22 protein-coding genes and 1 pseudogene are annotated in these 25447 nt (G+C 41.2%); 3 read left to right on the top strand and 20 right to left on the bottom strand.

What is annotated here, in order from left to right; all coding sequences use genetic code 11:
* Positions 1-101: 101 nt before the first annotated feature.
* From fliJ to KAN5_RS09555, 8 genes are all read right to left on the bottom strand, one after another.
* Positions 102-548: a flagellar export protein FliJ gene (fliJ, locus tag KAN5_RS09520; RefSeq protein WP_016708049.1), complete on the bottom strand. Its 447-nt coding sequence runs from the start codon at positions 546-548 to the stop codon at positions 102-104.
* Complete coding sequence (gene fliI, locus KAN5_RS09525) at positions 548-1882, bottom strand: flagellar protein export ATPase FliI (RefSeq protein WP_016708050.1); 1335 nt, start codon at positions 1880-1882, stop codon at positions 548-550. The genes fliJ and fliI overlap by 1 nt, the downstream gene beginning before the upstream one ends.
* Positions 1883-1900: 18 nt before the next feature.
* Positions 1901-2719, bottom strand: coding sequence for a flagellar assembly protein FliH (gene fliH, locus KAN5_RS09530; RefSeq protein ID WP_016708051.1), 819 nt, complete (start codon positions 2717-2719; stop codon positions 1901-1903).
* Between the two features lie 3 nt (positions 2720-2722).
* Positions 2723-3763: a flagellar motor switch protein FliG gene (gene fliG, locus KAN5_RS09535; protein ID WP_016708052.1), complete on the bottom strand. Its 1041-nt coding sequence runs from the start codon at positions 3761-3763 to the stop codon at positions 2723-2725.
* Positions 3756-5471 carry a flagellar basal-body MS-ring/collar protein FliF gene (gene fliF / locus KAN5_RS09540; protein WP_016708053.1) on the bottom strand — a complete coding sequence of 572 codons (1716 nt, stop codon included), beginning with the start codon at positions 5469-5471 and terminating at the stop codon, positions 3756-3758. The genes fliG and fliF overlap by 8 nt, the downstream gene beginning before the upstream one ends.
* Positions 5472-5491: 20 nt before the next feature.
* Positions 5492-5824, bottom strand: a complete 333-nt coding sequence (gene fliE / locus KAN5_RS09545; protein ID WP_016708054.1) for a flagellar hook-basal body complex protein FliE — start codon at positions 5822-5824, stop codon at positions 5492-5494.
* 177 nt (positions 5825-6001) lie between these two features.
* Positions 6002-7456: a sigma-54 dependent transcriptional regulator gene (locus tag KAN5_RS09550; protein WP_244389604.1), complete on the bottom strand. Its 1455-nt coding sequence runs from the start codon at positions 7454-7456 to the stop codon at positions 6002-6004.
* On the bottom strand, positions 7453-8562 hold the full coding sequence (locus tag KAN5_RS09555) for an ATP-binding protein (protein WP_138554072.1): 1110 nt from the start codon (positions 8560-8562) through the stop codon (positions 7453-7455). Before KAN5_RS09555 ends, KAN5_RS09550 begins: the two co-directional genes overlap by 4 nt.
* A gap of 139 nt (positions 8563-8701) precedes the next feature.
* Between KAN5_RS09555 and KAN5_RS09560 the strand changes: the two genes are divergently transcribed.
* Positions 8702-9289 (top strand): DNA-3-methyladenine glycosylase I, encoded by a 588-nt coding sequence (locus KAN5_RS09560; protein WP_016708057.1) that lies wholly within the window; start codon positions 8702-8704, stop codon positions 9287-9289.
* Positions 9290-9328: 39 nt separating this feature from the next.
* On the opposite strand, the gene KAN5_RS09565 is transcribed toward KAN5_RS09560, so the two are convergent.
* Positions 9329-10765, bottom strand: a complete 1437-nt coding sequence (locus KAN5_RS09565; protein WP_138554073.1) for a sigma-54 dependent transcriptional regulator — start codon at positions 10763-10765, stop codon at positions 9329-9331.
* Between the two features lie 360 nt (positions 10766-11125).
* On the opposite strand from KAN5_RS09565, the gene fliS reads away from it, so the two are divergent.
* Both fliS and KAN5_RS09575 read left to right on the top strand, forming a co-directional pair.
* The gene (fliS, locus tag KAN5_RS09570; protein ID WP_016708059.1) at positions 11126-11536 is read left to right on the top strand and encodes a flagellar export chaperone FliS; all 411 of its coding nucleotides are present in this window, start codon (positions 11126-11128) and stop codon (positions 11534-11536) included.
* Between the two features lie 6 nt (positions 11537-11542).
* A complete protein-coding gene (locus tag KAN5_RS09575; RefSeq protein WP_244389605.1) occupies positions 11543-11830 on the top strand; it encodes a hypothetical protein in 288 nt (95 codons plus the stop codon).
* Positions 11831-11976: 146 nt separating this feature from the next.
* On the opposite strand, the gene fliD is transcribed toward KAN5_RS09575, so the two are convergent.
* The 11 genes and pseudogenes from fliD to KAN5_RS09630 all read right to left on the bottom strand — a co-directional run bounded on the left by fliD (position 11977) and on the right by KAN5_RS09630 (position 25402).
* On the bottom strand, positions 11977-13413 hold the full coding sequence (gene fliD, locus KAN5_RS09580) for a flagellar filament capping protein FliD (RefSeq protein ID WP_244389606.1): 1437 nt from the start codon (positions 13411-13413) through the stop codon (positions 11977-11979).
* A 42-nt stretch (positions 13414-13455) separates the two neighbouring features.
* Complete coding sequence (locus KAN5_RS09585; protein ID WP_016708062.1) at positions 13456-13866, bottom strand: flagellar protein FlaG; 411 nt, start codon at positions 13864-13866, stop codon at positions 13456-13458.
* 128 nt (positions 13867-13994) lie between these two features.
* On the bottom strand, positions 13995-15380 hold the full coding sequence (locus KAN5_RS09590) for a flagellin (RefSeq protein ID WP_244389607.1): 1386 nt from the start codon (positions 15378-15380) through the stop codon (positions 13995-13997).
* Between the two features lie 530 nt (positions 15381-15910).
* On the bottom strand, positions 15911-17299 hold the full coding sequence (locus KAN5_RS09595) for a flagellin (RefSeq protein ID WP_244389608.1): 1389 nt from the start codon (positions 17297-17299) through the stop codon (positions 15911-15913).
* A 269-nt stretch (positions 17300-17568) separates the two neighbouring features.
* Positions 17569-18810, bottom strand: a complete 1242-nt coding sequence (gene flgL, locus KAN5_RS09600) for a flagellar hook-associated protein FlgL (protein WP_244389609.1) — start codon at positions 18808-18810, stop codon at positions 17569-17571.
* Between the two features lie 2 nt (positions 18811-18812).
* Positions 18813-20876, bottom strand: a complete 2064-nt coding sequence (flgK, locus tag KAN5_RS09605) for a flagellar hook-associated protein FlgK (protein WP_244389610.1) — start codon at positions 20874-20876, stop codon at positions 18813-18815.
* Position 20877: 1 nt separating this feature from the next.
* Positions 20878-21848 (bottom strand): annotated as a pseudogene (flgJ, locus tag KAN5_RS09610) (flagellar assembly peptidoglycan hydrolase FlgJ).
* A gap of 169 nt (positions 21849-22017) precedes the next feature.
* Complete coding sequence (locus tag KAN5_RS09615; protein WP_016710633.1) at positions 22018-23112, bottom strand: flagellar basal body P-ring protein FlgI; 1095 nt, start codon at positions 23110-23112, stop codon at positions 22018-22020.
* 12 nt (positions 23113-23124) lie between these two features.
* Positions 23125-23808, bottom strand: coding sequence for a flagellar basal body L-ring protein FlgH (gene flgH / locus KAN5_RS09620; RefSeq protein WP_016710632.1), 684 nt, complete (start codon positions 23806-23808; stop codon positions 23125-23127).
* A 19-nt stretch (positions 23809-23827) separates the two neighbouring features.
* Positions 23828-24616, bottom strand: a complete 789-nt coding sequence (flgG, locus tag KAN5_RS09625) for a flagellar basal-body rod protein FlgG (RefSeq protein ID WP_016710631.1) — start codon at positions 24614-24616, stop codon at positions 23828-23830.
* Between the two features lie 21 nt (positions 24617-24637).
* The gene (locus KAN5_RS09630) at positions 24638-25402 is read right to left on the bottom strand and encodes a flagellar basal body rod protein FlgF (RefSeq protein WP_016710630.1); all 765 of its coding nucleotides are present in this window, start codon (positions 25400-25402) and stop codon (positions 24638-24640) included.
* Positions 25403-25447: the final 45 nt, after the last annotated feature.

Raw genomic sequence — 25447 nt, forward strand, 5'->3', positions numbered from 1 at the left:
GTGGCAATTTGCCGCCGCAGTTTGCCAGAATAAATGCTTCAACTATTAAATAAGCAAGTAATATGCCTAAGCTGACTATTGTTAATAAACTACCGAATAAACTATAAAGCGCGCTGCCTTTGATAAAATTGATTTGCAGAGAATTCATCCAGCATTTTCTGTTCATTTTTCTGCGCTATCGCATTTGCTTTTAACTGTTGTTTTTCTATTAATTTTGCCACCGCTTTGGTTTTTATTTGCTGTTTCAGCCATAAGTTTTGTCGTTGCGAGACCACTTGTTTAGCGGTACTAACCGTATTCGCTTGCTGACGAATTGCCTCTTCAATTTTGCCAATAAAAGCGTGATATTGACTAAACCCAGCACTGCTTAATCCAGACTGCCCCTTCAAATGTAATTGCTGAGTATACTCTAGCCGAAAGTTATTTAACCCCTGCAACTTTTGTTGATTAACTTGCAGATTTTGCTGCGCTTGCAAAAAGTTCATACGTAACGACTCTTCTTTGTCGCTTTCTATTTTTAGCAATAAATTAAGCTTATTATTCGCCATTATGCTTGTCCTAATAATTGCGCAAGCCCTTGCAAGCCATCGTCATAACTGATCACATCTTTCATGCCTTGTTGTAAAAAGGCATTCACCCTCGGCATCATATTTATGGCCTGATCGAGCATTTGATCAGTGCCCTTTTGGTAAGCCCCTAAAGTGATCATATCTTTATTTTGCTGAAACATTGAATACACTTGTTTTAACACTCGTGCTTGCTGCATATGAGGCTCAGATACTACTTGTGGCATGACCCGTGAAATAGACTTTTCAATATCAATAGCAGGGTAATGACCACTGTCTGCAAGTTCACGCGATAACACAATATGACCGTCTAAAATTGCTCGCGCTGCATCAGCGATGGGATCTTGCATATCATCCCCTTCACTGAGCACAGTAAAAAATGCCGTAATAGAACCTTGCCCTTCACCACCATTACCAGCTCGCTCCACCAGCGCAGGTAATTTAGCAAATACTGAGGGCGGGTAGCCTTTTGTTGCCGGTGGTTCGCCCACGGCTAACGCTATTTCACGTTGTGCCATGGCATAACGGGTTACTGAATCTAATAATAATAGGACGTTTAAGCCTTGATCTCGGAAATATTCTGCGATGGTCACTGCGCTTTCACAACCTTTTAAACGCATTAAAGGAGAGGCATCCGCAGGAGCGGCCACGACTACAGAACGTTTACGCCCTTCTACGCCAAGTATTTCTTCAATAAACTCTTTAACCTCTCGACCCCGCTCACCAACAAGACCAACCACGATAACATCGGCTTCTGAGCCTCGGGTCATCATGCCTAATAATACTGACTTACCTACACCGGAACCTGCAAATAACCCCATCCGTTGACCTTGGCCTACGGTGATCACAGAGTTAATTGCGCGAACGCCAACATCCATAGGTTGGCTGATTGGCCGTCGAGATAATGGGTTAATGCTATTTTGTGCAAACTTTAAGTGGTGATCGGCCTTTATAGCTCCCAGTCCATCGAGAGGACGACCAAGTCCATCAACAACGCGGCCCAATAAGCTCATGCCAACAGGCAGTCCAGTGTCATTAACTTGTGGGATCACCCGCGCACCTGGTAGCACACCAGAGATATGATCGTTAGGCATTAAATACAATGTTTGATCGTTAAAACCAACAATTTCAGCATCAACAAAACCATGCATAGTTTCAATTTTACATTGACTGCCGACTGGCGCACGCAGGCCTTTAGCTTCTAAGGTTAACCCTACCACGCGAGTTAAAATTCCCGCAACAGCAGGGACAGGCCGATGAATATGTTGTTGATACTGTTGTAAGCGTTCACTTAATGGACGAGGTTGAGAGCTCATTACTCACCAAAAATAGCGTTAGATACCACTACTATGCAAAAAGCTATCCAATGTTTCTTTGACGCGGGTTTTGATCGTCATATCAATCGATGACTGTGGTGTTTTAACTTGGCAGCCACCACGCTCTAAGGTAGGCTCGGGCACCAATTGCCAGTGATTATCTGCTAAAGCAGTTTCACCATAACTGTTTTTTACCAATTCAATATCATCAGGATGTAAATGAATGCGCACACTTTGCTGTTCATTAGCTAAGACATCTATGCACTGCTTTAGGCTCTGTAAAACGATCTCTGGTGAGGTTTTTATTTCTTGATAAACAAGTGCTTCCGTTAGCATTACGGTCAATTGGACCAGTTGCTTTTCAGCATCTTCATCTACTTTTGCCAATGGTGCAGATAAACTATCTAATAGGCTTTTTAAACCGGTTAGTTGTTCTTCTATAAGTGGTTTTACATCTTCTTGACCTTGCGCTTTGCCAAGCTCAACGCCTTCTTTATAGCCAGCTTCTTTGCCTTCACCGACACCTTTTTCGAAGCCATCAATGTAACCTTGTTCATGGCCTTGCTTTAAACCTTCTTCATAAGCATCTTGGCGAATGCGTTCCAATTCCGCCATCGTCAATGCCGGTAACTCGGGCTCTTCCGGTTCTTGCTGCTGTTCATCTTCTTGAACTTCTTTGCGATAAAGATCAGCCAAAGGCGTGCCAAATGCAGTAGAGCGCCCTGCTAGTTTGCGGGTATCTTGAGTCACATCAGGTATTGGCCAGTTTTCTAATAACTCATCGACCGCTTCACTAGCATGTAAGGGGCGGCCTTGGAATTGAGTAGGTTTTGTCATGGTTTACAAGAACTCCTCGCCACCACCACCGCCAAGCATAATTTCACCCGAATCAGCTAAACGACGCGCAGTCGATAAAATCTCTTTTTGTGCAGCTTCGACTTCGCTGATCCGCACCGGTGCCATCGCCTCTAAATCGTCAGCAAGCATATCTGCAGCACGTTTTGACATGTTGCCTAAAATCTTCTCTTTGAGTGCATCATCGGTGCCTTTAATGGCTTTCATCAGTACATCTTGCTGGACTTCACGTAAAATAGCTTGAATACCACGATCATCAACATCCATCAGATTTTCAAATACAAACATTAAGTCTTGGATTTGTTGCGACATTTCTTCATCATGCTCGCGGATTGAATCCATTAACTGACCTTCAATATTAGTATCGAGGTAGTTCATAATATCTGCCGCTGCTTTTAAGCCGCCCATTTTCGCGGCCTGTGCACCTGCTTGACCGGCAAATTGTTTCTCCATGATCTCATTCAACTCTTGCAGAGCTGCCGGTTGCACTTCTTCAAGGTTGGCGATACGCATGGTTAAATCTAAGCGGACTTTTTCAGGAAATTGCGCCAAAATTTCTGCCGATTGCTCAGGCTCTAAATAGGATAAAACAATGGTCTGAATTTGTGGATGCTCATTGCGAATGATATTGGCAACTTGTTTTGAGTCCATCCACTTCAATGAATCAAGACCTTTAGCGCCCGATCCCATCACAATTTGGTCAATCAGGCTTGCTGCTTTATCTTCACCCAGCGCGGCAGTTAATGCTTTTTTAATAAAGTCTTCAGATTGGAAACCTATCGTACTAAAGCTTTGTATTTGCTCTATAAATAAGTTATGCACGGCGCTAATTTTGGCTTGCGATAGATCATCTATCGCCGCCATTGCCATACCCACTTTTTGCACCTGCTTTGGCTCAAGGTGCTTGAGTATTTGCGCTGCATCTTCTTCAGATAAGCTCAGCAATAAGATTGCCGCTTTATCTACACCGTCTAATTTATCAACATCAAACGCTGCTGGCAGTTGTTTTTGTTCTTGATCAGTCATCTTCAGTTAACCACGCTTTCACAACTTGTGAGGAGAGTTCCGGTTCATTCGCTACCAAGGCACGAACTGCTTTTAATAAGTCTTCATCGCCATGAAGGTCTGGTAACTGTAGTGTACCATCACTTGAGAAGCCAACCGAAGCAGAATCAAAATCTTTATTGAGCATATCGAGTGTATTATCACCGATATCTACCCCAGAGCTAAGCGCATCATCATCATACTCTTCAAGGGTATCATCAGGGTAAATTAGGCGTTTCAGCATAGGTTTAACCACAGCCATAATCAACACGATAATCACCAGTGCACCCAGTACTAAACGCACCACTTTCATAAACCAGTTTTGTTCCCACAATGGCACTTCGATTGCTAAATCCATCGGTTCACGTACAAACGGTACGGTTACAACTTCAAGCGCATCACCACGCTGCAAGTCAAAGCCAACGCCACCTTGTAATAAACGACGGATATTTGACAAAGCTTCAACAGAGCGCGGAACCATAGTGGTTTCACCATTTTCACCCACACTTGCTATGTAATCAACTGCCACCGATACACTAATACGACGGATCACACCACTTTGCTGGCGCTTATGTGAAATAGTGGTATCCAGTTCATAATTACGGGTTGCTTCTTTATGGCTGCGACTAGGCGATGTACTCGACCCTGCACCACCTTGGCCGGCTACTTCGGGAATATTTGAGTCCATTGGAGGCTGGTTCGTCAAAGCACCAGGAATACCAACGGCTAAGCCACCGATATTATTCTCTTCGAAGGTTGTTTCACTGCGTACTGCTGGCAAATCTGGGTTGAAGCGTTTCTGTGTTTCTTCAATTGCACTAAAGTCCATACTCAAATCAACTTGTGCAGTGTAATTCCCCAAGCCAAGCACAGGGATGAGGATACTGTCTATTTTATCTAAATATTCTTGTTCGCGCTTACGCTCAACTTCGTATTCTTTACGAGAACGTGCTGCTAATGAACTTTGTGAACCTGAGTTAAGTAATCGACCGTTCTGATCGGTTACAGTGACGCGTGCAGGCTCTAAACCTTGTACTGCTGAGCCGATGATATCAACAATTGCATCAACTTCTTCACCATCAAGTGTGCGGCCACGTTTTAATGTTAACACAACGGTAGCTGAGGGCTGTTTCTCACGACGTGCAAATACATTTTCTTTTGGAATTGCTAATAATACTTTGGCACGAGTCACATTTTGCAGCTCTTCGATGGTTCGCGCTAGTTGTTGCTCACGACCATGTTTTAAACGCTCACGCTCTAGCCTTTGGCTAACACCAAAGCCCATGTCTTGCATAATAATATCTGTGCCTGAGCTGGGAGCTTGCTCGATGCCTTCGCGGGTCATCAGTAACTTAATATTTTGATATTCATTTTCAGCAACTGACACAACATTGCCATCAAGCTGATACTCTATTTTTTGCGCATCTAAAAAGTCGAGCGTTTGAATAAGCTCTTCTGTTGGCATTTTCCCAAGTGGGCGCATATCTGGCTGACGAGCCCAAATAATCACAAAGATTGCAATGGCTAAACAGATAGCTAAAGCAACAATTAAGGTCACTTGACGCAATACATCAACGCCGTTTAAAGCACTTAAATAGCCTGACTTTTGTTCTTGTTGATCGTCATTATCACTTTGGTCGATGCCACCACCTGCTAAAGCAAGATCGGTTGATTGATTAGATTGCGCCACAATAATTCTCCACTACCTAGTTAAACAGGCATGTTCATAATTTCTTTATAGGCTTCTACAAGTTTGTTACGAACTTGCACTGTCGCTTCAAAAGCCACTGACGATTTTTGCGATGCAATCATCGCATCAGCTAATGACACATTACGATCACCCATTTCTACCGCTGTTACTTTTTGCTTCGCATCTGCCTGAATGTCATTAACAGTATTAAGTGCATTGCTGAGCAAATCACCAAATTGCGCACTTGAAGTCGGCTGGGCTTGAACTGGTAACTTATTGATGTGATTACTACGACCAGCTTCAAGGGCCATAGATTGCATTTCTTGAAATAATGCGCTGTTTTGAACTTTCATAATTGTCTCTGACGATGCAGTTTACTAATAACTTAATAAAGCACAAAGCATGCCAAAAATAAAACATTAAATATCAATGGTTTACTTATTTTTATATTGTCAGAGTTTTGACGAGCTTACGCTCAGCTTTGGCTGAGCGTAATTAAAACAGATGTGTGGTTTTATAAAGGGTAATACTTAAGCAGGTAAAGCAATACCTAAGTCACGCATTTGCGCTAATTTATAACGTAAAGTACGCGGGCTGATCCCTAATGTTTCAGCAACATCTTTACGTTTACCTTGGCAACGGTTGAGAGTTTCTAGAATAATGCGGTGCTCTTTATCCTTTAGTTCATCTTTATAACTACCTGATTCACTGGCTGGTAACTCAGCTAATGGCTTATTTTGCTCTGTACTTGTTTTAAGAGCCGGTGCTTGGCCATCGTAATAAGCGTCATTTGTTACACTGTCAATGGCAGTAGTCGTGCTTACAAAATGGGTTGATGAAGCTTGCGTTAGAGGAGATTCGGCTAAATTCTCGATAAAGATTGCATCCTCATCAATCATGTCCCCATGACGTAGAATCAATGCCCGCTGAATCACATTATCAAGCTCACGTACATTCCCCGGCCAAGCATGCGCTAATAATTTTTGCTCAGCCTGCTTAGTCAATTGCGCAATCGGCTCTTTACTTTTATTAAGGTGGCGCTCGATTAAATGCTTTGCCAATATGACAATATCACCCGGACGCTGGCAAAGCGGTCGCCACATTAACGGAAACACATTTAAACGATAATACAGATCTTCTCTAAACTGATTACTCGCGACCGCTTCTTTTAACTCACGGTTGCTTGTTGCTAAAATTCTCACATCTAACTTTATGGTTTTACGCCCACCCAATCGCTCGACTTCACGCTCTTGTAAAACACGCAATAACTTAGCTTGTAGACCTAAATCCATTTCAGTGATTTCGTCTAATAATATAGTACCGCCTTGTGCTTGCTCAAACTTCCCTGGACAAGCTTGAATTGCACCAGTAAAAGCGCCTTTCTCATAGCCAAACAAAGTAGCCTCAAGCATATTTTCAGGGATAGCTGCGCAGTTTATTGCAACAAAGGGCTGTTCTGATCGCTCAGATTTATCATGGATGAATCGTGCAAGCACTTCTTTACCGGAACCGCTGGGCCCCAGTACCATGACACTGGCATCAGATCTAGCAACACGACTGGCAAGCTCTAGTAACTTAATACTGCTGGGATCAGCAACTATCGGACCATCAGTTTCTTTTTCTGGCTCTGGTAGATAACGACTAACCATATTAAGCAATACTTCTGGCGCAAATGGTTTAGCCATGTAATCAATCGCACCCAAGCGCATTGCCTCAACGGCGTCATCAATCGTGGCATAGGCAGTCATCATGAGCACTGGTAAATCAGGGTGATTCAAGTTAATACTGCGCAATAAATCAAGGCCACTCATTGCTCCCATTTGCACATCACTGACAACCAATGAAAATGCTTCTTTCTTTAGTAATATCATAGCTTGCTCTGCGCTATCGGCAGCGACACAATCTATACCTGACATTTCTAACGTATCAATTAGGGCTTCGCGCAGCCCTGCATCATCTTCGACAACTAAAATCGTGTTATTCATGGTGCCTCCACTGATTTAGGCTCTGTACAAATAGGCAATAGTAAGCTGAAGCTTGCTCCCCCTTGGGCGTTGTTAGTTACTTCAACACGTCCTTGGTGTGCATTAGCCACTGAATTGACCACTGCAAGCCCTAAACCTGTACCTTGGCTTCGTGTGGTAAAGAATGGTTCGAATAACTTATCCGATTGGCTTAAATCAACACCTGGACCATTATCACTTACCGTGATGCGCACTAACTCAACATTATCATCACGCTGTGCACTTAACTGCACATGAGCTTGTGAGCCAATCACTTGAATGCTGTTGTGAATAAGGTTTTGAATCGCACTGGCAAGGGCCGTTTTATTACCCATAATTTCGATGTCTGGTTCCGGTAAACAAACGTCAAGTTGACTATTATTCAGTGCAACCATGGCATCCGCACCGGTTTTTACTTCAGTTAATAACTGTTGCATCGACACACGTTCTACCACTTGTTGATCGCCACTTTTAGCAAACAACAGCATATCGTTAACTTGGGTTTCAAGATCTTTTAAGCGAGACATCAATTTCGTATGAAAATTGCCTCTGGAACTCTCTGGTAAACGTTTAGAACCCAAATTGGCTGCATATAACATAGCGGCAGAAAGCGGTGTGCGTACTTGATGCGCTAGCGATGCTACCATCTTTCCAAGCGCGCTCAAGCGCTGCATATGCGCAACTCGCTTTTGTAAACGGCGTGTTTCAGTCAAGTCAGTCATTAAAATGAGCTGACCTGGCTCTGGCGCCAATGCTGTGATTTCTAGCTTGATGAGACGGCCATCTTTAAGTGAAACCTCATGACCATCATCTTGTTGGGGACGAAACGAGCGTTGGATCACATTAAACCACTTTTCCCCCTCCAGTGGCTCACCTAGCATATCTATTGCTATTTGGTTGGCTTTAGCGATCATACCGCGCGCATCGAGCACAACCACCCCGGCAGGCATGGTATCGACTAAATGACTTAACCAACTCGCTTGCTGGCGTAATTCACTTAGCTCACCAATATACTCTTCTTGCAGTAAGCATGGGTTATATTGAGTAGCTGTGATAAATTGTGGTTTTAAGACATTAGCTAAAGCCATAATGCATTCTCGTTTACAGGATCTAACTAGCTAAATGCACAAATTGTACCAATATTTATATCAATTAATTTCAAATGGTTAGCGTTAAAATAGCGCGACAGAAAAATGACGAACAACACTTTTAGAATAAGGATAAGCTATGAGTTCAACAAAACTGTGCCGTTGCCCTTGGCTCGATACCAGCAAAGATGATTATGTTGCCTACCACGATGATGAATGGGGAGTACCTGTTTATGATGACCAAACATTATTCGAGTTCATTACCCTTGAATCAGCACAAGCAGGGTTAAGTTGGTATACCATTTTAAAAAAGCGAGACGGTTATCGCCGAGCTTTTTTTAATTTTGATGTAGAAAAAGTAGCGCAAATGAATGAGCAGGATGTTGAACGATTAATGCTGGATGAAAGCATAATACGAAATCGCTTAAAAATTGCTGCCACTATTAATAACGCAAAGCGTTTTATAGAAGTTCAGCAAGAATTTGGCAGCTTTAGTCACTATCAATGGCAATTTGTTGGCGGTAAGCCATTAGTGAATGAGTTAGATAAACTCAGTGACTACCCTGCAATTACCGAGGCATCCACCGCGTTTGCCAAAGACTTAAAAAAACGAGGCTTTAAATTTTTAGGCCCCACCACAGTTTACGCTCATATGCAGGCCTGTGGCATGGTTAACGATCACAGTAATGATTGTTTTAGGAAACAAGAAATTATTGAGAAATATTAGGCATTAGGTGAAAGGTGAAATATTTTAACCTACCGCGAATTAATCTCGCGATAGGTTATATTTTTTCATTTTTTCAACTAGGGTTGTGCGGCGCACACCGAGTATTTCGGCGGCACGGGCAACCACATAATCATAGCGTTCTAAGGCCTGAGTAATTAGGCTTATTTCAAGTTCTGCTAAGTATTCTTTTAATTCAATGCCTTCATCAGGTAATAACCCTGAGTCAGGCGCGCCTATCTCAACTTCGGGCTCATCATCATAATCACTAAATCCCGAGCTAAAAATATCATTAAATGCATCACGCTCCATCAACTCCTCTGGATATTCAGGCTCATAAGCATCCACTTCAATATAGCGGTATTTAGCGGGTAGATCAGGAATATCCACGACTTTATCTGGCAACATGATCACCATGCGCTCAACCAGATTAGCTAACTCACGAATATTACCCGGCCACGTATGCTCTTTAAGACTATCAATAGCGCGCTCTGTGAATTTAGCTGTTGAACCACTTTGCTCGCTTATGCGACGCATTAACTCTTTTAATAAAAGTGGAATGTCATCTACACGCTGTGCAAGAGACGGATTTTCAATTGGAAACACATTAAGGCGATAATACAAATCCTCGCGGAAACTGCCCTGCTCTATCATCTGTTCAAGATCGCGGTGCGTCGCTGCAATCACCCGCACATCAGCCTGAATTGCTTTGGTACCGCCAACCCGCTCATAGCTGCGCTCTTGCAATACACGCAACAACTTCACTTGCATTTGCAGTGGCATGTCACCAATTTCATCTAAAAACAGCGTGCCACCTTGGGCTAGTTCAAAACGCCCTTTACGGGCAGAAATAGCGCCCGTAAACGCACCTTTTTCATGGCCAAACAATTCACTTTCTAACAGCTCGGCAGGAATAGCACCGCAGTTAACAGGCACAAACGGCCCAGCGTTTCGTTTAGAAAGTAAATGCACATTGCGGGCAACCACTTCTTTACCTGTGCCTGATTCACCTAAAATTAAGACGTTCGCATCGGTTTTCGCCACTTGCTCAATCAAAAAGCGTACATCTTTAACCGCTTCTGTTTCACCAACAAGGCCGTCAAAGGTTTTATGCGGTTTATGATGCTTATGTTCATTTGGCAGCATACGTTGGTATTGTTGGCAATCATGTAGCAGCTGAGTGGTTACATCATGATTAAATGGCTCACAGATCAAGCCAACAACATTAGCGATACTTAACAGCGGTTTCAGTGTTTCGCCAATTAACAAAAATGGGATCGTGGGATGACGTTTGATCACGTTTTCATGATCTAATTGTTGCAATGCGCCAAGGATGACAATGCATGATTGCTTTTGGTACTTATTACATTCTTGCTCAATACTGGCGTCATCCACAAGCTGAACGGCTTCACCAATAAAAGTCAACGCAGCATGTAAACCAATCGCACGGTTATTATTATTATCTAAAATCAAGATCATTATTTAGCGAACCACAGTTACCACCAGCCATTAATGAGTTAAATTGTAAGCGAGTTTGACAGGGATGCAAGCACAAAGCGGCAGTTTTTTGACATAGATGCCAAAAAACAGACGCATTGCTAATTATAAGTAATACTTAAGAATTAACAAACTAACGATTAAAAATAGTAGCCGCTAAGAACTGCCTATTTTCTGTTTTTACTAATTTCACAGTGTTTGCTATAACTAATCACAATAGATACTTTAGTTTTATATAGGTTTGCCGATAACATACAATCAACCATTGCATTTGGCATTATTATTGCTTTGTTTAACATAGTGATTTTTTAAGCAATATTTAACTAAATTTAGGATTTACTCATGGCCCATATATCTGTCAAAAAATACAGTCAAGTTAGTGTTAGCAACATAAACGAAATGACTCCTTATGAACAAATCAACCTGATATTTAGTAATATTTTAGGTCGTTTAGCTGCAACGAAAGGATTTATCGAGCGCAAAGAGATTGAAAAGAAAGGCGAAAATATTTCTAGCTGTATCCTTTTATTTGGTGCCTTGCAGGATGCTTTAAACTTTGAAGTAGAACAAGATCCTAGCATTTCTAATAACTTACTGTCGCTTTATGATTATTGCCAGCGTAAACTTGTTGAAGCTAATGTCAATAATGATATTGATGCCATCAACGAAGTAATTAATATCGTAAAAGAAGTAAAGGAAGGTTGGGATGCAATCCCGCTAGAAGAGCGTATTAAAAGCCAAGCACAAGAATAAGCACTAATGGATTATGAGCGACAACTCCTTGATATACTCACTTTACTTAACAATAAAGTGAGTGAAGGTGATGCTGAAAAAGCAAATACATTACACGCACAACTTAATGAGTATTTAATTCAATGGTGTGAAAGTGACTCACCACCGAGTCAAACTCAGCTTAAGAGTGTTCAAAAACATATTGCTGATATTACAAAATCAGCAGAAAGCGCTCGTAATGAGGTTCAAAAAAGCTTACTTGAACAGCGCAAATCCAAACAAGCAATTTCTAAATACAAATCAACAAAGCCATAAAAATTACATTTTTCGCAAGATAAATTCCTGCCTACGCTATATAGATCTTCGTAGCTACAATGTTACATCGTAATTTTCACTCAAAGGCTAAAATGAAAAAAGAAGAGTTTCCCCTTCTTTTTTCATATTTAAAGCTAATAGCTATATTACTTAGACTGTCTTACTACTCCAGGCATATTCTCTAGTTGCGCTTGAACATAACTGCTCGTTGAGTTTAATTGGGCTACAAGTAAATCCATACTGTTATACTGCGCATATAAACGTGACTCTAATGACTCCATTTTACGAGCAAAATCAATTCTTTCATCATCAATACTATTCAATTGATTTTGTTTACTATCGATACGATTTTGTACTACTCCATCGCTATCAGTATAAAAACTCATTAGTTCATCAAATGATTGTGCAAAACCGTCATCATCATTTTCACCTAAAAAGAATTCCTGCACTAAATCTACATTGCTTTCAATTTTCTCATCTAAGCGTTCAGAATCTAAGGTTAATTTACCATAACGATCAGCTTCTACACCGAGTTGCGACAACGATAATGCACTGCCATCACTTAAGCCGACTTCGTTGGTCAATTGCTGGCGAAGTTTTGACATAACACCGCGTAGCATAGAGTCACCAGCCATAACCCCGGCTCCACTTTCACCCGACTTACCAAGATTATTACTTAACGTTAATAATTCGTTATAGCTCTCGATAAAACTATTTAAGCCTGCTTTAATATTGCTATTATTTTCTTTGACTGTCAGGTTACTTTGATCATCATCGTCGCTATGAATTTTTTTCGCAGTGATATCAACACCATCAATCACATTAGTGAATTCATTGGTATTGCTTGTTACTGTTAAGGTGCCATCAATAGTTATTTGTGCGTTTTGCGCTGCATTAACTTCAGTTACATTCGTAATATGATTGGCAGGGTCTGCATCAGACACGTCATAAGCTAATCGAGAAAGACCACCTCCGTCAGTATTATTACCATCGCTATCTTGTACGGTTATTGTAATCGCGTTATCTTCACCGGTTTCTTTACTGGTCAACACTAAGTGCTGCCCGGCATCACTGGTTACTATCGTTGCTACAACAGAATCATTGGAGTCTGAACCTGTAAATGGGCCGTTATTAATTTGGTCTCTTAAATCTTCCAATGTATTAGTTGGAGATAACACTGTAGAAAAACTATTTTCGCCAGAGCCAATGGTAATAACCCCGCCGCCTATGGCTTCATCTGCAGCGAATGCCGCAGAGGATAATTTATGTGCCTGTGCTAAGGCATCCACTTTTACATTATAACTACCTGGCTGTGCGTCTTTATTAGATGTAAGCGATATAAAATCGTCATTACCTGACACTGACCGCTTTTGATAATTATCAACTTCGCCCAGCGCTTCCATCGAAGTTTGCAGTTTTTCAAGCGCTGATTTTAACGCCCCTGCCGCAGATATATCTGTAGTCAGTGTTGCTTCTTTTGTATTTAAACGTGACGTAAACGGTGCTTTTTCTGCATTTACCAAAGCATCGACAATATCTGATACTGCTAAACCAGAACCTAAACCATTAAATGAAATAGCCATATTACACCTTCTTAATTACACATCTAACTCAAAAATAGACACTTAAACAGTTTGATCAATTAACATACCTGCCGTTTCAGACAGTTTTGCAACTAAACTCAGTACTTCTTCTGACGGATACTGCTTAATTAACTCACCATTTGTTTTATCAATCACTTTGATGACATCTCGGCCTGACTCTTCATCTACTTGAAACTGTAAACTGCGATTCATTTCGCCCATAAAATCCTGCAATTGTTGCGCCACTTTCTCCAGTTGCTCATGGTTAAGCTGTTTATTAGTCATTTGCTCTTGCAAATTATTATCCGCCGATTTGGGACGCTCAGTTAAGCTGTTATTCGTTTTGTTAGGCTCATCAATGGCTGTTGCTGTAAGTTGCGGGCTTAGGGCAATTTTGTCTTCAGCTTTTTGTGGTGCCATCGCAAAATCAGAACTTTGGGTTATTGTACTCATAACGCATCCTTAATTTTTACCTTCTAGCTAATACAACAAAAGGAGATTAGCCTAAGCCAACCTCCTTTTCATTATTTAACTAATGCTGACTTAATCATTAGTCTAGCTAATCATTAACCTAAGCGCTATTAGCCAATTAAGCTAAGTGCTGCTTGTGGTAACTGATTCGCTTGCGACAAGATTGACGTACCCGCTTGTTGCAAGATTTGGTTTTTCGTCATTTGCGCTGTTTCGCTAGCAAAATCAGTATCTTGTATACGACTACGTGATGCAGATACGTTTTCAGAGATATTTGCAAGATTACTGATTGTATGACCAAAACGGTTTTGCACCGCACCTAAATCCGCGCGTTGCGCATCTATATCAGCCAGCGCAGCATCTATAACTGCTAACGCATCTTGAGAGCCTACAGCTGTCTTTAAATCAATTTTTGCTACATCATCTAATGTTGAATTACCTACAGTTGCAATCTCACCCGATCCCCCCACAGTAAACTTATCTGTTGAAGTAAGGTTTACCTGTGAGTCAACAACAACACCAGTAGCATCACCGACAGAACCATTTAAGCTTGCCGTGCTTGCAGCATCACCAACTAGCAACACACCTGCAACATCTGTTTCTTCGATTAAAATACTACCAGCATCAGCGTCATAAGTTGCATTTATACCTGCCTTACCAAGGTCTGAAGCTAAATCTGACAGACTACCATTATATCCTGACAAATCAAACTCTTTATCACCAACACTTAATGTGCCAGTATCCGCAGAAGTTAAACCCGTAATTGTTGCATTAACAGAAGTCTGAGCTTTTATACCAACTGCTGCCGTATTAATAGCATCAGCAGCTTCCTGAGCGTTCATTGCACTCAAATCAACTGTGGTATTACCATTCGGTCCAGATAAAACCACTGCATTTGAAGCTACGGTAGATTCAGAGTAGGTAGTAGCTGTTGCAGCTCCAACTGTATTATCAAATACAGTACCACCACCTTTAATTGCATGTTGTCCCAAGTTATCAGCTGATATATTTCCTAGGGATACATTAATGGTTTCGTTTGCGTTTGCACCAACTTGAAAAGATTTAGTGCCAAATGTACCATCTAATAACTGCTGACCACCGAATGAGGTGGTTTCTGCAATACGTGTTAACTCAGTTTGAAGTGCTGACACTTCCTTTTGGAGTGACTCTCTGTCTTCAGCTGAATTTGATCCATTAGCCGATTGTAGTGCAAGTTCACGCATACGCTGCAAAATACTGGTCGACTCTTGCATCGCACCTTCAGCAGTTTGTGCCATTGAAATGCCATCATTGGCGTTACGCTGTGCTACTGCTAAACCATTAACTTGAGAAGTTAAACGGTTTGAAATTTGTAGGCCAGCGGCATCATCTTTCGCGCTGTTGATACGCATACCTGAAGCTAAACGCTCCATAGATGTTGCTAAGCCTTGACTTGATTTGTTCAAGTTACGCTGAGCATTTAATGAAGATACATTTGTATTTACTGATAAAGCCATGATAAAACTCCTGATTACTTTCGTAATGTTGCTGTTTTGATTTAACCAAGAACTGTCACAATTGTATGTTCAAGCTCTGTACTGATTAAGTTAACGGCAGGTGAGAATTTATCTTTAGGCTTTTTTTAAAAAAAGTGGACTTTATTTGCAGAATTAAACTTAAAGCACTAATTTTAAACACCTTTTATTTTTATCTATTTTATAATTTTTGGCTAAAACCGTTTGATTACTACATTACAGTGGCAAACACAGCACCGTAAGCAAGATTTTATATCACGCTTTTCATTAAACATTCACACTTATTTCAGCTTTTTATTTTGGTTTTCTCTGTGTAACTCTGCGCATCTCGGTGGTGAAATTGATTTAGACATTAATTACCACAGAGGAGCAAGAGGCGCTGCGCGCTGCACCGAGAAATAAGAAATTTGAGATACAAGAGCGTTAAGTAAATTGCCGCCTACATGCTTTATTGTTACGCGATAAAAAAGCGCAACCTGTGCGCTTTTTTATATATAAAGCTATAACTTTAACTAACCACCTAACAAGCTAATTGCGGCTTGTGGTATTTGGTTTGCTTGCGACAAGATTGAGGTACCTGCTTGTTGTAAGATTTGGTTTTTCGTCATGGCAGCTGTTTCGGTTGCAAAGTCAGTATCTTGGATTCGGCTACGTGATGCAGACACATTTTCAGAGATGTTTGCAAGGTTACTAATGGTGTGCCCAAAACGGTTTTGAGCTGCACCCAAGTCGGCTCTATCTTCATCTATACTTGCCAAAGCTGCATCTATTACAGAAATTGAGCTTTGCGCCCCAACAGCTGTTCTTATATCTATATCAGCAACATTGTCAAGGGTAGAGCTTCCTACAGTTGCAATCTCACCCGATCCCCCCACAGTAAACTTATCTGTTGAAGTAAGGTTTACCTGTGAGTCAACAACAACACCAGTAGCATCACCGACAGAACCATTTAAGCTTGCCGTGCTTGCAGCATCACCAACTAGCAACACACCTGCAACATCTGTTTCTTCGATTAAAATACTACCAGCATCAGCGTCATAAGTTGCATTTATACCTGCCTTACCAAGGTCTGAAGCTAAATCTGACAGACTACCATTATATCCTGACAAATCAAACTCTTTATCACCAACACTTAATGTGCCAGTATCCGCAGAAGTTAAACCCGTAATTGTTGCATTAACAGAAGTCTGAGCTTTTATACCAACTGCTGCCGTATTAATAGCATCAGCAGCTTCCTGAGCGTTCATTGCACTCAAATCAACTGTGGTATTACCATTCGGTCCAGATAAAACCACTGCATTTGAAGCTACGGTAGATTCAGAGTAGGTAGTAGCTGTTGCAGCTCCAACTGTATTATCAAATACAGTACCACCACCTTTAATTGCATGTTGTCCCAAGTTATCAGCTGATATATTTCCTAGGGATACATTAATGGTTTCGTTTGCGTTTGCACCAACTTGAAAAGATTTAGTGCCAAATGTACCATCTAATAACTGCTGACCACCGAATGAGGTGGTTTCTGCAATACGTGTTAACTCAGTTTGAAGTGCTGACACTTCCTTTTGGAGTGACTCTCTGTCTTCAGCTGAATTTGATCCATTAGCCGATTGTAGTGCTAGCTCTCGCATGCGTTGCAAAATATTTGTTGATTCTTGCATTGCGCCTTCAGCTGTCTGCGCCATTGAAATGCCATCATTGGCGTTACGCTGTGCTACTGCTAAACCATTTATCTGTGAGGTTAAGCGGTTTGAAATTTGTAGGCCGGCGGCATCATCTTTAGCGCTATTAATCCGCATACCTGACGCTAGGCGCTCCATTGAGGTAGATAAGCCTTGGCTTGATTTATTTAAGTTGCGTTGTGCGTTGAGTGACGACACATTAGTATTGACTGTTAATGCCATTTTACCATCTCCAAGTTTTAAACAGGGCGTGGTTCAAAATGCCTTTGCAGGAACCACTACTAGATGGTTTTAACAATGCAGTTGTTGTGCCAACTTTAAAAAACACATAACCAACTGTTTATATTTAATAAATTTTATTTGGAAGTATTTTTTAAACTAAAAAATAAAAAAGCGACAATTTTTTGCCGCTTGTTTATCTGGTGAGTGGGGCAAGTTATTACCCTAGGATAAAACAAAAACCTCTAGCTTGGATGCGAATAGTAATGAGTTTATAAATAGTCGAATAATGAAAGGTTAGCTAAACGGCCAAAAGTTGCCTGCGATGCTTGTAATGCGGTTTCTTGTTTTGTGAGTTCACTGATAGCCTCTGCCATATCAACCTCAACAAGGCTGGCTTTATTGGCTTTATTATTTATATCAAGTGCGCTGTTTGAATCTGCTACTCGCTCAACCACAATCATACGAGCACCTAAGCTTGCTTGTGTAAATACCACTTGATCACTGGCATTTTGTAACTGTACTGAGCCATCGGCTAGTGCATCTTGTAGTGCATCACCTGTAAGGTCAGAATTCAAACTAGTAATGAGCCCTTGTAACGTATTAAGTATGTTTTCTTTCGCTGGCTTTTCAAGAGTAAACTCCATCGTGCCCGGTACATCACCTTCTAGCTTAAACTCCATGCCAGCGTATTCAATAGGCTCACCGGTATACTCACCTGTGACTGCTGGTGTGATTGGATTACCATAGCCATCATTTATAACATAGGTATCTGGATCACCGGCGACAAGTTCAACTTGAAAAGAATTATCTGCTACAGTCGCTGTGGGGCTTAAATCATAATTTTCTTTATGAAATTTATCAAAATCAGCTTGGTTTTTAACATATACAGTGCCATCAGTAATGCTGCCACCTAGCGTTCCTGAGTTTGATGCTACATTTAAACGTGCATTCACTTTTTCAAAGGTACTAAAGCCGTTATCACTTGATTTTACTTCAACCCCTTGAGCAATAGTGACCGCGTGTTGCCCTTGATCACCTTGGTATTCGTATTTACCCGTGCCACTATTAAAGCTATAACTTTGAGTACTGTCTTGATAACCAGAAAATATATATTTTCCATCTTCTGATTGGCTATTCATTAAATTGACTAACGATTTTTGCAACTCTTTAAGTTCACCTGCAATTGTCTCTAAATCAGTTTGGCTCATTGCACCATTACCGGCTCGAATAGTAAGCTCTTGCGCTGCTTGAATAGTGGTATTAATGCTTTGCAATATGCTTTCTTCGGTTTCAAGGCGACCATTGAGCTGATTAATATTTTTAGTATATTGCTCATTCATTTGTATTTTATTTGTATACAATGATGCCTGCGAATACGCAGAAGGGCTTTCTGAGGTACTTAAATATTTTTTGCCTGTGGTAACTCGCTCTTGCGCATTGGCAACACCTTGTTGGCCATCAAGTATTTTATTTATATTACTTTGGTACATTTGATTATTTGATAAACGCATAATTACCTCGCAGCACTTAATAAGGTGTCAAATATAGAACGAGCGGTAGACAAAACTTGCGCCGATGCGGCATACGATTGTTGGAAACGTAATAAATTTGCCGCTTCCTCGTCAAGATTAACCCCAGATAAAGATTCATACCAAGCTTCAGACTGCTCTGCCAACGCAGTAAACGCCGCCCCACTGGTTTGAGCTTGATGTGTAATTACGCCGATATCTGATACTAAACCTGTGTATGATTGATTTAAAGTTTTGTGGTTATTACTAGCGTTACCCACTACATTTTGCCTAACTATATTTGAGTTTTGGATATCGGATAACAACTGGCCATTCCGGTTATCGTCAAAACCATCTGCATTAGCCTCGATTGTGAATGAATCACCTAACGCTGGCGTCCCCTCGATGTTAAAATCAAAACCAATCTCCTCAGCTGAAAATGTTGTTATATCATCTAACACACCTGCTGTTTCAGCTTGTTGAATAACATTTTTTCCAGAAGAATCAATTGCAAAAGGATCCGTTGTATTAGTACCATCACTTAAGGTATACATATCTGGGTTTTCAGCGCTTTTTGTTAAGGTTAACGAGCCTGTGGATAATTGTAACGATGGGGTATCAGTAAAGTTTGATACATCAGATACGGTACCAGCTGAAATACTGGCTGCACCTGTATTATTGATATCATTTGCAGTTCGAACAGGCGAAGCAAGAGCTATATCTTCTGGGCGATTTGTTGCAAGCTCTAAGCTCGTTGATGCTTGAGAGTTGAGTTTGACCATAAATTGATCATCAATATTAGGTGTAGAAGACACATCCAATGTTAATTCTAACCCGAATAGATCTAACCCTGTGTTGTTTTGTGAATTAACTTTACCTGTAGCTGGGTCGACTGATGCCGTTGTAAAAAGATTGTTACCATTGGCATCTTTTATCATCTCCCCTTTATTATCAATAGGGTAAATTTCAACCTCATTCGTGTCACTGTACTTTACAATAAAATCACTTGCTGGCAATTCATTGCCTTTACCAGCTTCAACGGTTGCGGTCATGCTGCCGTTGCCCGTGTTTGCTTGATAAGCAAATGCCTGGACTTCAGGAATATTAAAAATGTCGCCCCCTAAATTGCCGTCAGCATCCATCCCTAAGTGGTTTTGCTGATTAAATGTATCAGCCAAAGCCAACCCCATTTGTCCTAGCTGGTTTTGCGCAGGGATTAATATGTCATCGCGAAATGCTAATAAGCCACCTATTTTGCCTTTTAATTTGTCAACATCTAATTCTAGCGGCACAGCTTTGCCGCCATTCACATCCAGTTTCAATTGTTTAAAATTAGGATCTGGATCGCCAGTCATCGAAAATAAATTAAAGGTGCCATTTTCCATAACCAACGCTTGCCCAGTGCCCATGTAAACTTGTTTTGAACCATTTGGGCCGTCAAGCGTTTCAACATCGATTAGCTCAGATAAATCTCGGATAGCTTTATCTCTTTCGTTATATAGACTACTTGAACCAGACTCTTGCGATGTGCCATCTACTGCAGCAATTTTATTATTAAGATCACTAATGTTTTGAATAAGGTTGTTTGCTTCATCAGAAAAAATTTCTAATTGCTCATTAACCACTGATTGCTGATCAACAACGATTCCTGATAGCCTATCCATTTGATCGATTAAATTCTGTGCGTCCGTCATCACTAGTGAACGTGCCACTGATGATGATGGCTGATTCAAACTTTCTTGAATATTACTAAAAAATGAATTGATACCGGTAGACAAACTATTTGACTCTTCTGAGAACAATGTATCAACACGATTTGCTTCAGTGACAAATTGGTCAAAAAAAGTTTTGCTTGAGGTGTCACGATTGAGCTGCTTTTGCGCAAACTCATTTAATAAGCGATACGTTTCGCCACGACCGACTTGATTATCGATCATGGTAGAAAACTCTGTACGCTCTCGTACATACCCTTCGGTATTTACATTGGCAATATTTTTACTTGCAGTTTGCAAAAGCTGCGAACTTGAATAAATTCCTGAGCTTGCTATGTCATAAAGATTAAACGACATCTTAATTTACTCCTTGGCGAACGAGTGTTGTCGCCAGTGTTTTAAGCTCAGTCCGATTAAGAACTTGCTTAATTTTGTCGGCATAGTTGGGGTCGGTGGCATAACCTGCTTTTTGTAATGAATCTAAGAATGCAGCAGGTTTTGCAGTATTTTGTAGTGCTTCTTGATAGCGCGGGTTGTCTGTTAAAAACTGCACAAAGTCATTCACGCTGTCTTTAATTGAATCGTAAGCCCGAAAGCTTGCTTGTTTTTTGACAGGGGTACCTTGCTCAAACTCGAGCGTCACTTTATTGGCTTTATCGCCTTGCCAGCTTTTATCTGATTTAATATTAAATAAGTTAAAGCTGCTATTGCCATCACTTTTATTAATCACATGTTTTCCCCAGCCGGTTTCCAGAGCCGCTTGGGCAACCATCACCGCTGGATTCAAACCAATTTTCTCAGCAGCCGTTTTAGCATGTTCCCAAACGGTACTAATAAAATCATCAGCATTTTCAAACAATGGCTTTTGCTGTGTGGATGACGTGGTATCGACACTGTCCGGTTGCGTTTTACTTGCTGTACTTTGCCCGTTTGCGCGGCGATCACTACTAAAGTTATCGACTGTGCGTAGCACTGAACTAGGTGTAAAGTTTTTAGCGTCAGGGGAGAGTTGCTGCACGATTAAATCGGCTAAACCCAGTGAGCCTTTTGATGACAGATCAACGGATAGTTGTTGATCATGCATTTCTTCAAAGAACTTTACGCCACTGGAATTAAACGGGCTGTCTTTATCTTCAAACGCTTCATTGGCTTTACGCATGCTTTTTAATAGCATTTGCGTAAAAATAGATTCAAATTGTGCCGCTGCTGCTTTTTTAATGCTTCTTTTGACGCTTCAGGCGAGGCATCACTTTTTAAGGCGTCTTGGCGTAACGTATTAAGATTGCCTAAATCAAAGAAGTTTTGTTTATCGAGATGATTAGTATCCATCAGCAATTTGACACAGTGATTAATAATGAAATTAACAATGCAATAATTGAGCCAAAGCGAGTTTGCAGGTTACTTATAAGGAGTGCCAGTTTGCCAAGATGATAGAGATAAGTTCGTTATACAAATAACATCCCCCTAAAGTTTAATCATAAACTTAGGGGGATATATTTTAAATAACAACAAGTTGACCGCTAATTGCGCCCGCTTCTTTTAATGCTTCAAGGATTGCCATTAAATCACCTGGTGCTGCACCCACTTCATTAATTGCCCGAACTAAATCGTCAAGACTTACTCCTGGGTTGAAAACAAATGCTCTTGAATCATCTTGGTCAACGTCAATAATACTTTGATTAGTCACTGTTGTTTCACCATCACTTAGCGCGTTTGGCTGCGATACATTTTGCTGTTCGGCAATCGTGACTGTTAATCCGCCATGAGTAACTGCGGCTGCTTGTAATTTGACATTTTTGCCAATCACTATAGTACCCGTACGAGAGTTAACAATTATTTTTGCAGACGTATCGGCGGGTTTAAACTCAAGATTTTCCAAAGTCGATAAATAAGCGACTCGTTGCGAAGCATCACGTGGAGCAATAACACGAATAGACGCCGCATCGATTGCTTGCGCACTTTGTGGGCCAACCAAATCATTAATTGTTTGCTCTAATCGTTTTGCGGTAGTGAAATCTGGGCGGTTTAAGTTAAAGGTAATATAGTCACCTTGCATAAAAGGGCTGTTAATCGCACGCTCGACTGTTGCCCCGTTAGGGATACGACCGACTGTCGGAGTATTCATCACGACTCGACTACCATCAGCCCCTTCAACGCCTAACCCGCCTACAATTAAGCTACCTTGCGCTATCGCGTAGGTATTACCATCAACCCCTTTTAAAAAAGTTTGCAGTAATGTACCACCGCGTAAACTGCCAGCACTCCCGATTGAAGAGACTGTGATATCAATCGTCTGTCCAGGCTTTCTAAAGGCTGGTAATTCGGCATGAACGGCAACCGCCGCTACATTTTTTATCTTAGGTTTTAAGCTTGCTTCCAATGTGATGCCAAAGCTGTTTAGCATAGCTTTAAAGCTTTGCTCGGTAAAACGACTTTGCTCACCGGTGCCAGGCAAACCGACAACAAGGCCATAACCGACCAATTGGTTTGAGCGAACGCCTTCAACCATAGAAACATCTTTTATACGCTCAGCGCTGGCAGTAAAGTGCCAACCCAACAAACCAATACATAGCAACACTTTTAGACTTTTCATCATCAACTTCCTTTAAAAAGGGAACAGAGCACTGCTAAAGAAGCGTGTTAACCATCCGCCACTTTGCGACTCTTGTATTTGCCCTTTACCAGAATATTGAATACGTGCATTGGCAATTCTGTTAGAGGTCACTGTATTATCTGACGTTACATCTTGCGGACGAACGAGTCCCTCCAGACGAATAAATTCTTCACCGGTGTTTAAAGTGAGCCACTTCTCACCACGGATCACTAAATTGCCGTTGGGTAATACACGCATTACATTCACTGAAATATCACCAAACAGGCTATTTGATTGATTGGACTTAGAATCACCTTTAAATGATGAATCACTACCAATACCAAACTGAATGCTGTCACCGCCAATATTGACAGGTAAGCCACCTAAACCAATCACAGGATCTAAATTAGCATCACTTTCTTTATCTGTTTCTGTTTTTGCTGCCTTACTAGCTTGGGTCGACTCTTGGAGCTTAACAGTGATAATGTCGCCCGTTCGCAACGCTTTTTTATCAGAATAGAGGTCGTTTGATAAGTAGCTATCAAATAACGAACCGGTTGGCACAACTTGCTCGGCAGCCGGCTCTGGGTACATTGGAGCGTAGTATGGATCATCTTGAACCACATGGAGATTTTGAGTAGTCATACAACCACTCAAGACACATGCACCCGCTAAAACTATGGATAAATTACGCATCACTTTACTCCAATAATTATTAAAGTTGTTGATTGATATAACTCATCATTTCATCTACTGCTGAAATAACTTTTGAGTTCATTTCATAGATGCGTTGAGTTTCAATCAAGTTCACCAACTCTTCTGTTACATTTACATTTGAGGTTTCAAGTGCCCCTTGCACCACAGTTCCTAAACCTTCGAGACCCGGATTCCCTTGTACTGGAGCACCACTTACAGCGGTCTCGGTATATAAGTTTTGTCCAACAGGCTCTAGACCCGATGGATTGATAAAATCGCTGATCGTCAACTGACCAATCACCACGTTATCTGGCTGGCCTGCAATGCGAACAGATACTTCACCATCTTGCGACACGGTAATTGATTGCGCATCATCAGGCACATTCATTTCTGGTTGCACAGGAAACCCCGCCCCCGCGGTTACAATACGGCCGTCTTCATCAGTAGTAAATTGCCCATTGCGCGAATAAGCAATATTGCCATCAGGTTGCAACACTTCAAAAAAACCAGGCCCTGAGATCATCCAATCAAGTGAATTCTCAGTGGTTAACATATTCCCTTGAGAAAAGTTCTTTTGGTTTGCAACCACTTTAGCACCGGCACCGAGCATTAAACCTGAAGGCATTTCAGTGTCTTGTGATGAGCGACCACCAGGCTGATTAATATTTTGATACAATAAGTCCTCAAACACCGCACGGCTTTTCTTATAACCAACAGTACTGGCATTGGCTAAATTATTTGAGATCACCGAAATATCGGTTTGTTGAGCATCAAGCCCTGTTTTACTTATCCACAATGCAGGATTCATAGTCGTGTCCTCTCAATAAAGTTAAACAATACGCAGCAATTGAGTATGACGTTCGTCAATTTCTTCAGCTGTTTTCATTAACTTAACTTGTAATTCAAATTGTCGTTGATGGCTTATCATATCCACCATCTCGTGTACCGGATTTACGTTTGACATCTCTAAGGTGCCACTCATTACTTTTACGTCAGTAGCAATATCGCAAAATCCACATATATCATTTACGAGTAGTTCTGGCTTAGGTCTAAACAGACCGTCATTGCCTTTTTCAAGCTCAGAGTTGTTTGCCTTGATCACTTTTAAACGATCAACGACCTCTAAAAAATTAGCAGGTGCGCCCTGTGGGCGAATTTGAATGGAACCATCTTCACTAAATTCAACTTTTTCAATTGGCAGTGGCAAAATGATTGGCCCACCCTCGCCAATAACTTGGCGCCCGTGACTTGTCATCAACGCCCCATCAGGACTGATATTGAGTGTGCCGACTTTTGTATAGGCTTCATTGCCAGCTGCATCTTGTACGGTAAGCCACCCTTTATCACTCATAGCAATATCTAAGTCGCGACCAGTTTCAATAATACCGCCAGAGGTCATATTAGAGCCGGGACGTTCTTGCATGGAAAACACCCGCGTAGGCAGGCCTTCACCAAACGCTTGCATTGAACGCGCTTGTGCGAAGTCAGCTTTAAAGCCTGTGGTATTGGCATTAGCTAAGTTATTTGCTTTAAGCGCAAGGCCCCGCAAACTTTGCTTAGCCCCAGACGCTGCAATGTAGACCATCTTGTCCATATCATCGACTCACGTTGAAAAATCTATAACGAGATAAATGCAAGA

Origin of the sequence: Pseudoalteromonas sp. KAN5 (assembly GCF_022846535.1) — a bacterium.
GTDB lineage: Bacteria > Pseudomonadota > Gammaproteobacteria > Enterobacterales > Alteromonadaceae > Pseudoalteromonas > Pseudoalteromonas haloplanktis.